At 41.3% G+C, this 13,305-nt stretch carries 11 protein-coding genes; 5 read left to right on the top strand and 6 right to left on the bottom strand.

All coding sequences use genetic code 11. The annotated features are described in order from the left end of the window. Positions 1–13: 13 nt before the first annotated feature. From UR08_RS08570 to UR08_RS08560, 3 genes are all read right to left on the bottom strand, one after another. Complete coding sequence (locus tag UR08_RS08570) at positions 14–988, bottom strand: dTDP-glucose 4,6-dehydratase (RefSeq protein WP_165849972.1); 975 nt, start codon at positions 986–988, stop codon at positions 14–16. 189 nt (positions 989–1,177) lie between these two features. Continuing rightward, entirely contained in the window at positions 1,178–2,611 is a 1,434-nt protein-coding gene (bglA, locus tag UR08_RS08565; RefSeq protein WP_115753244.1) for a 6-phospho-beta-glucosidase BglA, read from the bottom strand. A 17-nt stretch (positions 2,612–2,628) separates the two neighbouring features. Then, on the bottom strand, positions 2,629–4,539 hold the full coding sequence (locus UR08_RS08560) for a beta-glucoside-specific PTS transporter subunit IIABC (protein WP_115753243.1): 1,911 nt from the start codon (positions 4,537–4,539) through the stop codon (positions 2,629–2,631). 138 nt (positions 4,540–4,677) lie between these two features. On the opposite strand from UR08_RS08560, the gene UR08_RS08555 reads away from it, so the two are divergent. Then, on the top strand, positions 4,678–5,382 hold the full coding sequence (locus tag UR08_RS08555) for a GntR family transcriptional regulator (RefSeq protein WP_115753242.1): 705 nt from the start codon (positions 4,678–4,680) through the stop codon (positions 5,380–5,382). Between the two features lie 53 nt (positions 5,383–5,435). Here UR08_RS08555 and UR08_RS08550 read toward each other — a convergent pair whose 3' ends face one another. From UR08_RS08550 to UR08_RS08540, 3 genes are all read right to left on the bottom strand, one after another. Continuing rightward, entirely contained in the window at positions 5,436–5,876 is a 441-nt protein-coding gene (locus UR08_RS08550; protein WP_115753241.1) for a hypothetical protein, read from the bottom strand. Between the two features lie 192 nt (positions 5,877–6,068). After that, positions 6,069–7,862, bottom strand: a complete 1,794-nt coding sequence (locus tag UR08_RS08545) for an ABC transporter permease (RefSeq protein WP_115753240.1) — start codon at positions 7,860–7,862, stop codon at positions 6,069–6,071. A gap of 4 nt (positions 7,863–7,866) precedes the next feature. Then, entirely contained in the window at positions 7,867–8,634 is a 768-nt protein-coding gene (locus UR08_RS08540) for an ABC transporter ATP-binding protein (RefSeq protein ID WP_115753239.1), read from the bottom strand. 297 nt (positions 8,635–8,931) lie between these two features. On the opposite strand from UR08_RS08540, the gene UR08_RS08535 reads away from it, so the two are divergent. The 4 genes from UR08_RS08535 (at position 8,932) to UR08_RS08520 (ending at position 13,261) form a co-directional block, all read left to right on the top strand. Then, positions 8,932–10,659: an ABC transporter ATP-binding protein gene (locus UR08_RS08535; protein ID WP_115753238.1), complete on the top strand. Its 1,728-nt coding sequence runs from the start codon at positions 8,932–8,934 to the stop codon at positions 10,657–10,659. After that, positions 10,652–12,424: an ABC transporter ATP-binding protein gene (locus tag UR08_RS08530; RefSeq protein WP_115753237.1), complete on the top strand. Its 1,773-nt coding sequence runs from the start codon at positions 10,652–10,654 to the stop codon at positions 12,422–12,424. The genes UR08_RS08535 and UR08_RS08530 overlap by 8 nt, the downstream gene beginning before the upstream one ends. 82 nt (positions 12,425–12,506) lie before the next feature. Beyond that, a complete protein-coding gene (locus tag UR08_RS08525) occupies positions 12,507–12,872 on the top strand; it encodes a hypothetical protein (RefSeq protein ID WP_115753236.1) in 366 nt (121 codons plus the stop codon). A 167-nt stretch (positions 12,873–13,039) separates the two neighbouring features. Further along, positions 13,040–13,261, top strand: coding sequence for a hypothetical protein (locus UR08_RS08520; RefSeq protein WP_115753235.1), 222 nt, complete (start codon positions 13,040–13,042; stop codon positions 13,259–13,261). Positions 13,262–13,305: the final 44 nt, after the last annotated feature.

The raw sequence follows: 13,305 nt of genomic DNA, 5'->3' as shown, positions 1-13,305 counted from the left end.
CCGCGGCTAAAAATTAATTATTTCGATGCAAGTAAAAGTCAATCGTTTTTTCTAATCCTGCTTCTAATGAAAATTGAGGACGCCAGTTGGCACATCGCAAAAATTTTGCAGGATTAAGGGCGTATCTTAAATCATGCCCTTTGCGATCTTCAACATGCTTGATTAATTGGAAATAGTGTTCGCCTGTTTCTTTAGAGAGCTGTATAAGAACTTTTTGGGTGATTTCAAGGTTGGTATATCTGTTTTGAGCGCTAATATTGAAGGTTTCAAAACAAAAAGTAGGCGTCGTAATAATCTCCCAAATCGCACGGCAATGGTCTTCCACATAGATCCAGTCACGGACATTTAAGCCGCTACCATAAATAGGAATTGGTTTTTTAGCTAGGGCATTTTCGATCAACGTTGGAATGAATTTTTCGCAGTTTTGGAAAGGGCCAAAGTTATTGCTACAGATTGAAATTGAGATGGGCATTTGATAGGTATTTTGGAAAGCTAAGACGAGCTGATGGGCAGATGCTTTGCTAGCCGAATAGACATTTTGCGGCTGAATCGGCGAATTTTCATCAAAACTCCCTGTTTCGATTGAACCAAAGATTTCATCTGTGCTGATAAAGTGAAACCGCTTGTTGGCGAGATCGTCTTTCCAAAAGTCACGTGCGGCGACAAGCAAGTTATAAGTGCCTTCGATGTTGCTATGCAAAAAGGGACGCCCGTCATTAATGCTGCGGTCAACGTGTGTTTCAGCGGCAAAGTGAACGATGGTATCGGGAGCGAAATTTTGGATGGCTTCTGCTGTCGAAGCGGCATCGTAAAGGTCGATTTCACCAAATTGGTAATTGGGATAGTGTTGCAGTTCTTCGTTTATAGGCGTACTGGCATAGGTCAGCTTGTCTAGGTTGAAAAACGTATGATTTGGATTTGACTGGACATATTGGCGCAAGAAATGACTTCCGATGAAGCCTGAACCGCCAGTAACTAAAATTTTCAAGTTGTTCACCCTTTCAACTAAGGAATTCAATTAATATGGCTTTTAAGCTATTGTAACTGAATGTATAATGAAGGGCAATCTAAGTGTTAATAAACAAAAATCGAGTGAAGGGCTACTTAAAATGTAGGCTTCACTCGATTTTTGTTTATTGTTAGGGGCATTAATTCGCAGAAGGGAAACTTGCGGGTTCTAGAAAAGATCTTTGCCGTTTGTTGCAATCACTTTTTTGTACCAATCGAAGGAATCTTTTTTGTAGCGCTTCATGGAGCCATTTCCTTCGTTATCACGGTCCACGTAAATCATGCCGTAACGTTTTTTCATTTCGCCGGTCGTGAAGGAAACGAGGTCGATGATACCCCAAGGTGTATAGCCCATCAGTTCAACGCCATCATAGTCAACGGCTTTTTCGAGCGCTTCGATATGCTTTCGCAAGTATTCAATCCGTGCTTCATCGTGAATTTGACCGTTTTCTTCGAGTACATCAACAGCGCCAAACCCGTTTTCAACGATGAAAAGAGGAAGTTCGTAGCGATCATATAAGCGGTTCAGGGTGTAGCGCAAGCCTTCTGGATCAATGGCCCAGCCCCAATCGCTTGTTTCGATATAAGGATTGTCAATACCGTTTGGTAAGCCGCCGTTAACGACGTCGCCAGTATTATCTTGTTTCACATCAGCTTTTACGGTGGTTGACATGTAGTAGCTGAAGCCGATGTAATCAACCGTTCCTTTTTTTAGGACTTCAAGATCTTCATCGCGGATATCAATTTGATAGCCTTCACGTTCAAATTCTTTTAGCGCGTAACGTGGATAGTGACCGCGCACGTGAACATCGGCGAAGAAGAAACGTTGGTGCATCGCTTCTTCGGCTGCCATAATATCTGCTGGATTGCAAGAATAAGGGTAGATTGGAACGTGTGAAACCATGCAGCCAATTTGAAATTCAGGATTGATAGCTTTTCCGATTGTGACGGCTCTTGCACTTGCAATGAGTTCGTTATGCGCTACTTGATACATCACTTCTTTGGCATTTTCTCCGGGTGCTACTTTTACACCAGAATTTGTCCATAAGAAAATTGGATTGTTCGTATCCATTTGATTATTGATTTCGTTAAAGGTCATCCAGTATTTCACTTTATGCTGATAACGCTTGAAGCAAGTTTCGGCGAAGCGAACAAAGAAGTCGATCACTTGACGATTCCGGAAACCACCGTATTCACGAGCCAAGTGAAGTGGCATCTCAAAATGAGAAAGTGTGATAACAGGCTCAATGCCATTTGCCAACAGTTCGTCAAAAACAGCATCATAAAATTTCAAGCCTTCTTCATTCGGCTTCGTTTCGTCACCATTTGGAAAAATTCTTGTCCAAGCAATGGAAGTTCGTAGGCATTTTAAGCCCATTTCGGCAAAAAGTGCAATATCTTCTTTATAGTGATGATAAAAATCAATCGCTTCATGATTGGGGTAAAATTCACCCGTTTCGATTTCCTCGGTGATTTTACGTGGAACCCCGTGTGCACCGGCTGTCATCACGTCGATAACGCTCGGTCCTTTTCCTCCCTGGTTCCATCCGCCTTCAAATTGGTGAGCAGCTAGTGCGCCGCCCCATAAAAAATCTTTTTGCATGATTCGTTTCCCTCCGATTAAATCGTATTTGTAATCGCTAAAATAGCAGTTGGATCTGTTGACATTTCATCTGTTTCTTGTGGCGTTACAGACGCAAATTCTTCTGCATTGGTAATTAATACTGGCGTGATAAGTGAACAACCAGCTTGTTCAATTTGCTTGCGATCAAACGTTAATAGTAAATCGCCTTTTTTGACGTGTTGTTTTTCCTTCACCAAATATGTGAAAGGTTCTCCGTTTAGTTTAACAGAATCAATACCGACATGGATAAGCATTTCCACGCCTTCATTTGACCGAAGCCCGATTGCGTGTTTTGTATCAGTCAGCATCACGACTTCTCCGTCAAATGGCGCCCGCACCTCGTCTTCTTCTGGCAAGATCGCAATCCCAGGTCCCATGGCGCCGCTCCTGAAAACTTCATCTGGTACGTCTGCAAGTGGCAAACGTTTTCCTTTTATTGGGGCAGGAATCGACAAGTTTTTCACTTGTAGGCTTGAAGAGACTCCAGCTTCCACTTTTGGCGTGTCATTTAAATCCACTTCTTTTTTAAGTTCTTCATCTTCTTCTTTTGTTTCGCCGAAGCCAAGGAATTGCACAAGCAACATCGCGCCGAAGAATGCAATCGCGCACCCGATGACAATCCCGATAAAAGATAACGGGAATTCACTGTTAATCCCATTCACAATTGTGATTAAGCTTGGTAGCCCCGCGTAAGCGAAGTAATACGGATTGAAGAAGCTTGCGACAATGGCACCAACCGCCCCAGCAATACAGCCATAGATGAACGGTTTTTTAAAGCGAAGCGTAACACCGTAAATGGCAGGTTCTGTTATCCCGAAGATTCCTGTAATAAAAGCGGACATCGAGACGTTTTTAAGTTCTTTACTGCGCGCTTTCAGCAAGACGCCAAACACGGCACCGACTTGAGCCACTACGGCAATGGTTTGAAATGCTTGGAACGAGTCGCGCCCGTACATATCGAAATTGGCGAGCACAACAGGTGTGATGCCCCAGTGAACACCGAAAATGACGATCACTTGCCAAAATCCGCCGATGATCGCGCCTGCAAGTGGCGGTGCAACTTGAACTAGATAGTTGTAACCGTTTGCGATTCCGTTCGCTAAAAGAGCCGAAGCAGGACCGAGAACTAAAATGGTAACAGGAACCATGATGACGAGGCAAATAAACGGCGTAAGTAAAGGCTTGATAACGCCAGGAAGACGTTTTTCAACAAATTTTTCTAAGTAGCTTAACAGCCAAACGAGAATAAGTGGCGGTAAAACAGAAGAAGTATAAGTAGTTGGTGAAAGCGGAATGCCTAGAAAATTATGCGCATCCCCGTTTGCGATAGATTCCGCAATTTTGGCTAAGTCCGGCGAGACGAGCGCCGCGCAACAAGCTACCGCGATATAAGTATTCACTTTGAAGTGTTTGGATGCCGTAATGGCAATGAAAATGGGCAAGAATGTGAATGGTGCCCATGAAATTAAACTAAAAACTTGATAGGTATCTGTATTAGCAAAACTCGGAAAAGCAAGATTGATTAAAATCAGACAGCCCTGTAAGATACCGGCTGCGGCAAGTATGTAAATAAAAGGCGCGAAAACAGCAGACATCGTTGCAATAATTCGATTGAGAACGCTTCCTTTTTGTTCCTCATTTGAGTCCGTTTGTACATTTACCAAATTCATGAAGGCGTCATAGACTTCGCCCACATGTGGACCAATGACAATTTGAAACTGACCATTATTCAAAACGACGGTGATAACGCCAGGAAGGGAAGCAATTTTTTCTTTTGCGCCTTCAGGTGTTTCCTTGAGGACAATTCTGAGCCGGGTCGCGCAACGCGTTACATTGGTGATATTTTCTTCGTGCAAGATGGCTAAAATGTCTTCAGCTAATTTTTGATAATCTCTAACTTTACTCATCTTTACTGAAACCCCTTTCAAAAATATTGTGCATGTACATTTTAATTCAACGCGCACAATTTGTCAATCCCGCTTCTTTTTTATATAATTGGGGAGGATAAATAATATGAGCGGGAAAACAGCGGGGAGAGAATTGAGATGTCGAAGTATCAAAAAGTAGTGGAACAAATTGAACAGAATATTATTGATAACCACTTGCAACAAGGCGATAAGTTGCCGACTTTTCAAGATTTAATGAAACAATACGATGTTAGTAAAAGTACGATTGTCAAGGCACTCAATATTTTAGAAAAACGTGGCGTAATCTATCAAATTCAAGGTAGCGGTGTTTTCGTTCGGCGTAGGAAAAGGACAGGCTACATCAATTTTTTAGAGAGCCAAGGTTTTACAGCAGATCTAAAAGAGTTTCAAATGAAATCGAAGGTTCTTGCAGTGGAGTTGATTCAGCCAAGTGAAGAAGTGCGCGCAAACTTGAAATGTGAGGCAGAGGAGCAGGTTTATTTCGTGAAGCGATTGCGTTTTATCAACGACCAAATTTTGTGTATCGAAGAATCGTATTATCGCCAGAAATTTGTCCCTTATTTAAGCAGAAGTATTGCGGAGGAATCGCTGTTTCACTATGTGGAAAAGGCGCTAGGACTGACGATCAGTTTTTCTGACAAATATTTACATGTGAAGAAACTTGACGAAAAAGAAAGTGAACTTTTAGAGCTAGAAACAGGAGATCCAGCGCTATTTGTCGAAGAATTATTTTATTTGAGCACCGGAGAACCATTTGACTTTTCGCGGATGGTCTATCATTATGAACATTCCCAGTTTTTCGTACAAAGTAATGGGCTTTAAAGAACTTTTGCAAGAAACGGAGAGCGGGGCTTTTAAATGCAAAAAAAGACTCCTCAATAAGAAGAGTCTTGTCTTTGTAAAAAGCCTTCGAAAAGATGCCTTCCAGAGTTGATCTCAAGTTTCCGGAAAAACAAAATGAATTTGCTATATTCTTCAAGAGAAAAGTCTACCTTCCCGGCTTGAATTTGAACGTCTAAGAATTCAATCGCTGCCGTATAAACCACATGATAATTTGAATAGACATCTTTAAAACTCGTATTCATATCCCGACGATCTTCACCAATTTCTTCAAAGAATGGAACGGCGCAAACCCCTTTACGAATGTTCTCGAATGCCGTAAGAAATAGTGAGATGGTCTCTTTGCGCTGGGCGTCTAAAAAGCCATCCACGTTTTTGCGCAATTCATATTCATCAGACTTTACATAATAAGTAGATAGCCAGTAATCAATGAGTGGTTCAATGTGTCCTTCGAGATAGTTGATTATTTTTTTCAAATGATGACCCCCTTAGCCTTCCAATCTAGCATCAGTATAACATGGAATGCGACTTGATTAGAACCAGAAATTTGGGGTAAAAGGATTAAAAGTGATGGAAGAAAAAATGCGGATGTTTCTAAAAGCAACTACAAACCGCAAAAAATAAGAAGCTAGCAGAGGAATAACTCGACAATGCTAGCTTCTTGTTTTTTATTTATCTTTTTTTAAGACGATGCTTTGATAAAGCCAAACGGTAATGAAATAGTAAATACCATAAATCGCTAAGAACAATAAGACTGGAATAAAGAAGCGATAATAAGGATTTACGAGCAAGAAGCTAAACATTTTCATTCCGATTGCTACATGGATAAAGCCGATGATACCAGGGAAAAGGAAAATCAAGAACATTTCTTTTCGGATAGACTGAACAAGCAGTTTCCGTTTGACACCAATTTTTTCAAGCATTTGGTAACGTCTAATATCCTGTGTCGCTCCCGTTAAGATCTTGAACATGAGCGAGCTTGCCATCATCGTTAGGAAAGCAAACCCAAGGAAGAATCCCATGAAGACTGTTCCATTTGCAAAGATTTTATACTGCGAATAAGACGCATATTTACTAAGAATTTCTTCTTTTCCATTGTAGCGCTCTTTTTCAAGTTGATCGAGTTTCTTTAAAGTTGATAGACTGCTTTCAAAATCAGGGACTTTTCCGATGAAAAGTGTATTTTCTTTTAAGCTTTTTGTATCGAATTCACGACCATCAACAAACTTGATTTCACGAGTACCAAGTGTTGATGATGGCAAGGAAAAGTTAATGAACTGAATCCAAGCCTCATTTTTGTCATTTGGTGTTTCTTTAAGGCGATACACCTTAGTTCCTTCACTTGCTGAAAATCTTGATACAAGCGGTGGTTCACTCTTTAGTTCTTTGACATTGAAATAAACAGCCTTGTCATCTGTTTTGAAATGATAGTCGAAGTCTTCCTTAAAGTCCATTGAGCAAATCACTTTTTGCTCCGCTTTCGTTGGATTAGAAAGAACAACATCGTATGGTGATACTTGTTCGGCGATAAGCACTCCGTTATTTTGGAAAGCGAATCCAACTGCAATTGCGCCCATTCCAAGTGCGATGAGCATGGCCACGGTGGCAAGCACACGCGACAGCTGGCTAATACGGAAGCTTAACTGGGCGTAGGTAAAAGAATTGAGCCGTTTGCTTTTTTTGATTTGCTTGTCACGCAATTTTTGGATAATCAGCGGCAAGAAAGTCGCGAAAAATAAGTAAGTTCCGAATGTGATGGTAAAGAGCGCCACGATGATGCCTATAAATTGAGTCGTTTTAATGTCAATCATGGCGTAGTATCCGATCGCAAGTAAGATAATGGAAAGAATCGCTTTAAATACAATTGCTTTCTTGCGGATAATGATACGTTCTGCTTTTGAGTCAGCGTGGATCAAATCTAAGATGGATACATTGGATAGGCGGAACAAGTTGAATAGTGCTGCAAGCAGGAACAAAATCGCAAAGAAAATGATGGTGACAATCATAGATGGTACGTAAAATGGTGCATAAGTTGTTGAAGTGAAGTCAAGCTGTTTCATGAGAAGGTTGCCAACAACAGCTGCTAACGCGGTTCCAAGAATCAGTCCGATGACAAGGGAACAAAGTCCGATGAACATCGTTTCAATGAACATGATGAGCGAGATTTTACGTTTTTTAGCGCCAAGGGTCATGTACATGCCAAATTCTTGTTGACGCAAGGAAAATAGGAAGGAAGTGGCGTACATCGTGTAAGCGACCGTGATGATAGCTAGTAAGACGGATCCCGCATGGAAGACAAAGCCAACAGCTGAGATCATCGAGTTTTCTTTAATAAAGGAAGAATTTAATGCGAGTGTTTCGAACATATAAAAAATCGAAATCGCCATCACTAGACCAATAAGAAGTACGATATAGTCTTTGAGACGTGTCTTAATACTTGAGAGTGCAAGTTTCAGTAACATATGATCACTCCCCGTCCTGATCGGCACCAAGTGTTGCCAGTACATCCAAAATTTCTTGGTAAAAAGCTTTGCGTTCGCCTGTTCGTTTTAGTTCTTTGTAAAGGACGCCGTCTTGGATGAAAAGGATGCGCTCACAGTAACTTGCGCTTTGCGGGTCATGCGTTACCATCAAAATTGAAACGGCTTGTTCGCGGTTAAGCTCTGTCATCGCTTCAAGCAAGCCTTGTGCGTTTTTTGAATCGAGCGCTCCAGTTGGTTCATCGCCAAGGATGATGGCTGGTTCGTGGACGAGCGCACGTGCTGCCGCTGTCCGTTGCTTTTGTCCGCCAGAAACTTCTGCGGGAAACTTCATTAAGATGTCTTGAATGCCGAGTTGTTTAGCCACAGTTTCCACACGTTCTTTGATTTTTTTCGCTTTCACATCTTGTAAAGAAAGCGGTAAAGCAATGTTTTCATAAAGTGTTAAATTTTCAAGTAGGTTAAAGTCTTGGAAGATGAAGCCTAGTGAATTTGCGCGAAAGTCAGCAAGCTCATCGTTTTTCATGTGTGTAATATCTCGACCGGCGATGCTGATTTCACCACTTGTTGGGCGATCGAGTGTGGAAAGAACATTTAATAGTGTAGTTTTCCCAGAACCAGATGGGCCCATGATCCCGATAAATTCTCCTTCTTGCATAGAAAAAGAGATGTCTTTTAATGCGACCGATTGATTCTCATTTTTCTTACCATAAATTTTTTCTACATGTTCAACTTTTACAACTTGATTTGCCAAAGTTAAAACCTCCTTGTTTATCTCTCGTATTCTATCTTAAAGGTATTTTCAAAGCTAATCCCGCGAATCAAGTGACAAAATAAGGGGATGAATCTTACATTTTTGTCATTCGATAAAATATTTTATGTTTAATGAGAAATGGAAAAGCCTGTTCCTATGCGATTGTATCGACTAGTTTATGAAAGTTAATCAGCCTCTAGACTGATTTTTAAACTTTATCGGATTAAAGCTTGAAAATCATTTTAAATTCAAGTAGAATAAACGTTCGTATGATTTTTTTGAAATGGGAGGGAAATAATGAAAATATTACTACAGCACTTGAAAAAGTATCGTGTTGAGACCATTTTTTCAACAATCTTTGTTGCGATCATGGTTATTTCACAATTGTGGCAGCCGAAATTACTGCAGCAAGTTTTGGATGCGATTGTGAAGGACAAGATGGATGAAATTTCATCCATTGGAATTCTGCTGATTGTAATCGCGGTGATTGGCTTAGTAGCTGGAATTTTAAATACGATTTTATCAGCCAAAATTGCGCAGGGGGTAGGCGCAGACATTCGCGAAAGCAGTTTCCGCAAAGTTCAAACCTTTTCATTTAGCAACATTGAGCGGTTCTCAACGGGGAACCTGGTTGTACGACAAACGAATGACATTACGCAGGTGCAGAATCTCGTGATGTTGTCACTTCAATCGTTGACGCGTATTCCGATCATGTTTATCGGAAGTTTTGTGCTTGCGATGGTGACTTTGCCTGCACTTTGGTGGGTAATCATTCTCCTTGTTGTACTCGTCGTTTTGATTGTGATGTTGACCTTTGGCGCCATGGGTAAGCACTTCGCAAAAATTCAAACTTTCCTTGATAAAGTCAATGCGATTGCGAAAGAAAATCTTGCAGGAATGCGAGTCGTCAAAAGCTTCGTTCAAGAAGATAATGAAATTAATCGTTTTACGGAAACGAGTGACAAATTAACTGCACATACGATTCGAGTTGGGGTTTTGTTCTCTGTGATGATTCCAGCTTTCATGTTCGTTTCAAACCTTGCGATTGTCGTTTCTATTTATTTTGTAGGCGATATGGTAAAGGATGATCCAACTGTGATCGGTGCGATCGCTTCCTTTATGAACTATCTGATGCAGATCATGATGGCGATCATTATTGGTGGGATGCTTACGATGATGGCTTCCCGCGCGTTTGTTTCGCTTGGTCGGATCAGTGAAGTTTTGAATACGGATGCGGATATTACTTACGATCCGAATGCGAAAGAAGAAGATTTAGATGGAAGTGTTGAATTTAAAGATGTAAGTTTCCGCTATGAAGGGGATGATGAAGACGCCTTGTCGCACATTTCCTTTAAAGCAGAGCCAGGCGAGACAGTCGGCATTGTCGGTGCAACAGGATCTGGGAAGTCAACGCTTGCTCAACTGATTCCGCGACTTTATGACCCACAAGAAGGGGAAGTTTTGATCGGCGGAGAGAATCTGAAGAAGGTTAGCAAAAAAACGCTTCGTCAAACGGTTTCTCTTGTTTTACAACGAGCTGTCCTTTTCTCCGGAACGATTTCGGATAATTTGCGGCACGGGAAGCAAAATGCTTCTGAAACGGATATGGAAAATGCCACGACGATTGCGCAGGCGAAGGAATTTATTGAACGCCAAGATAAACGCTACGAAGCGATTGTTGAAGAGCGCGGCAATAACTATTCTGGCGGTCAGAAGCAACGACTTTCGATTTCGCGTGGTGTCATTGGAACGCCGAAAATTTTAATTCTCGATGATTCTACGAGTGAGCTCGATGCCAAATCTGAAAAGCTAGTCAAAGAGGCGCTTGCAAATGAATTAAATGACACGACCACCTTTATTATTGCGCAAAAGATTTCTTCTGTTATTCAAGCAGACAAAATCCTTGTTCTTGATAAAGGAAAGCTCGTTTCAGTTGGAAGCCACCAAGAGCTGCTTCAAACAAGCTCGGTTTACCAAGAAATCTATGAAACACAAAAAGGGAAGGATGTGTTCGAAAATGAGTGAGTTTAGACAAATCACGAAGTTCTTCTGGCACTACCTTCGCGCCTATAAACTTCAACTATTTGTAATTCTTCTGGCAGTTGTCGGCGCTACTTTCTTGCAAGTTAAAGCCCCACAATATGTCGGGAAAGCGGTGCAAGAATTAGCGGATTATGCAGTGAAGCTTGTCACAACGGGTGTGGATGATAAATCCGATTTTCACCATATTCTGCTTATGTTGCTTTTATTCTATATATTAACGTCTGTTGCGATGTTTATTCAAAATATCATCATGGCAGGGGTTTCGGGGAAAGCAACGAACCGGATGCGGATTGGGCTTTTCAAGAAAATGGAAAAACTATCGATTCGCTTCTTTGATAGTCACAATGATGGGGAAATGTTGAGTCGCTTTACGAGTGACATGGATAACATTTCGAATACGCTCAACCAAGCGCTTGTTCAAGTGCTTTCGAATTTGGCGCTCATGATAGGGGTTATCATCATGATGTTCACGCAAAATGTAGAGCTTGCTTTTGTTACGCTAATTGCGGCACCGTTTGCTGTGATTATCGCAGGGGTTATCATCCGGAAAGCGCGCCGCTATGTGGACTTGCAGCAAGATAGCTTGGGCCGCTTGAATGCCTACATTGATGAAAAAATCTCTGGTCAAAAAGTGGTCATCACGAATGGCCTTGAAGAAGAAACGATCAAAGGTTTCTTAAAACACAATGAAATTGTTAAAAACGCAACGTATAAAGGTCAAGTTTATTCTGGCTTGTTGTTCCCGGTGATGCAAGGGATTTCGCTTGTGAATACGGCGATCGTGATTTTCTTCGGGGGTTATCTTGCTTTAAATGGGAGTCTTGACCGGACGGTAGCGCTTGGCCTCATCGTGATGTTCGTTCAGTATTCGCAGCAATTTTATATGCCACTTACGCAGATTTCTTCGCAGTACAGCATGCTACAACTAGCGATTACTGGGGCGCGGCGTGTGAGTGAAGTCTTTAAAGAGCAAGATGAAGTGGAACGTCCAAATGTCCAAACGATTGATGGCGTCCACAAAAAAGTAGAGCTGAACCATGTGAAATTTGGCTACACGCCAGATAAGCCAGTTCTAAAGGATGTGACGATTGGTCTTGAAAAAGGGCAGATGGTTGCTGTTGTAGGGCCGACCGGTTCAGGGAAAACAACGATCATGAACTTGTTGAATCGTTTCTATAACGTCGATAGTGGCGAAATTCTCTTTGATGGGAAAGATATTAGAGACATTGAACTGCATTCGCTCAGGAAACAAGTGGGGATCGTCTTGCAGGATTCTGTGCTCTTCTCCGGAACCATCCATGATAATATTGCGTTTGGGAAACCGGATGCGACGCGTGAAGAGGTTATCGCTGCCGCGGAACAAGCCCATATTCATGAGTTTATCGTTTCGCTTGATAAAGGCTATGATACAGAAATTAGCGATGAAAATAGTATTTTCAGTGTCGGACAAAAACAATTGATCAGTATCGCTAGGACGATTTTAACCAATCCAAGCTTGCTTATCCTAGATGAAGCGACAAGTAATGTGGATACAGTTACGGAAAGTAAGATCCAAACGGCGATGGATAATGTGATTTCTGGACGAACAAGTTTCGTTATCGCGCACCGTTTGAAGACGATTCTAGGGGCTGACCATATTGTCGTTCTTAGGAATGGGGAAGTGATCGAGGAAGGTACGCATGAGTCGCTTCTCAAGCAGAAAGGCTTCTACGCGGAACTCTATCACAATCAATTTGTTCTAGAATAAACCCGAAACACAGCTTTTTCTTTGAAGAAGCTGTGTTTTTTTCATATGATAAAAGAAAGAATTTGCTTTGAAGGAGAAAAACATGAAAAAAAGTTTACTTGCTATTGTCGGCGTTTGTCTTTTGCTTTTAGCGGCTTGTGGGCAAACGGAGGAAACGAAAGATCCTTACGTGATTTATACGGGAAATGTCAGTGAAAACGGAACGAGCGAGGCGAAAGGTGTATTTGTGGACCAGCTTGAATCGGAAGAGGGGAAAGTGATCAAGGGGCCAATTGAACTTGCTTCGATCAGCAAAATTAGCAATCTGAAAGATGAACGTGCCATCAATGTATCCGATCTAGTGGTGGGCGATGAAGTGGAAGTCCATTTGAAAAGCGATTTTTCTGTTCGAGGTTCTGCGCCGAAAAAAATTCGCTATCAAGATATCCTGAAAATTCTTAAAGAATAATTTTGGCTATTTTTATTGCCGGAGTTTGTCGAAAAAAGAAAATAAAATCGCTTTTTTTCTCGTAAATTTGTACAATCTGTGAATTTTTCAAGAAATGGGTTTAAAAATTTCATTTTAGCGTAAAATAAAGAATAAGAAAGGGGTTACATTTTAGGAGGGTATAAAAAATGCGAAACGAAAGGGAAGCTCTTGAGGCGACAAAAGAAGATTTCGAGCAGCTCGATCGGCTATTTTTCGAGTTGCAGAATTTACTTGCGGAAGCAGATGAATTTGGTAAATTTGAAGCGCTTGTACAAATTGAAAGAAAGTTAGATGAATATCGTTTACAACAATCACTTTCGGGACAGTTTTCTGAAACACGCTGTGCAGCTGAACTTGAAAGTTTGTAGGGGAGCTCCTTGCGAGTTCTCTTTTTATTGTTTGCGACTTGAAA

This window comes from Listeria kieliensis (assembly GCF_003369925.1).
GTDB lineage: Bacteria > Bacillota > Bacilli > Lactobacillales > Listeriaceae > Listeria > Listeria kieliensis_A.
Note: the sequence above shows the minus strand (reverse complement) of the source record. Positions and strands in the feature narration are given on the sequence as shown.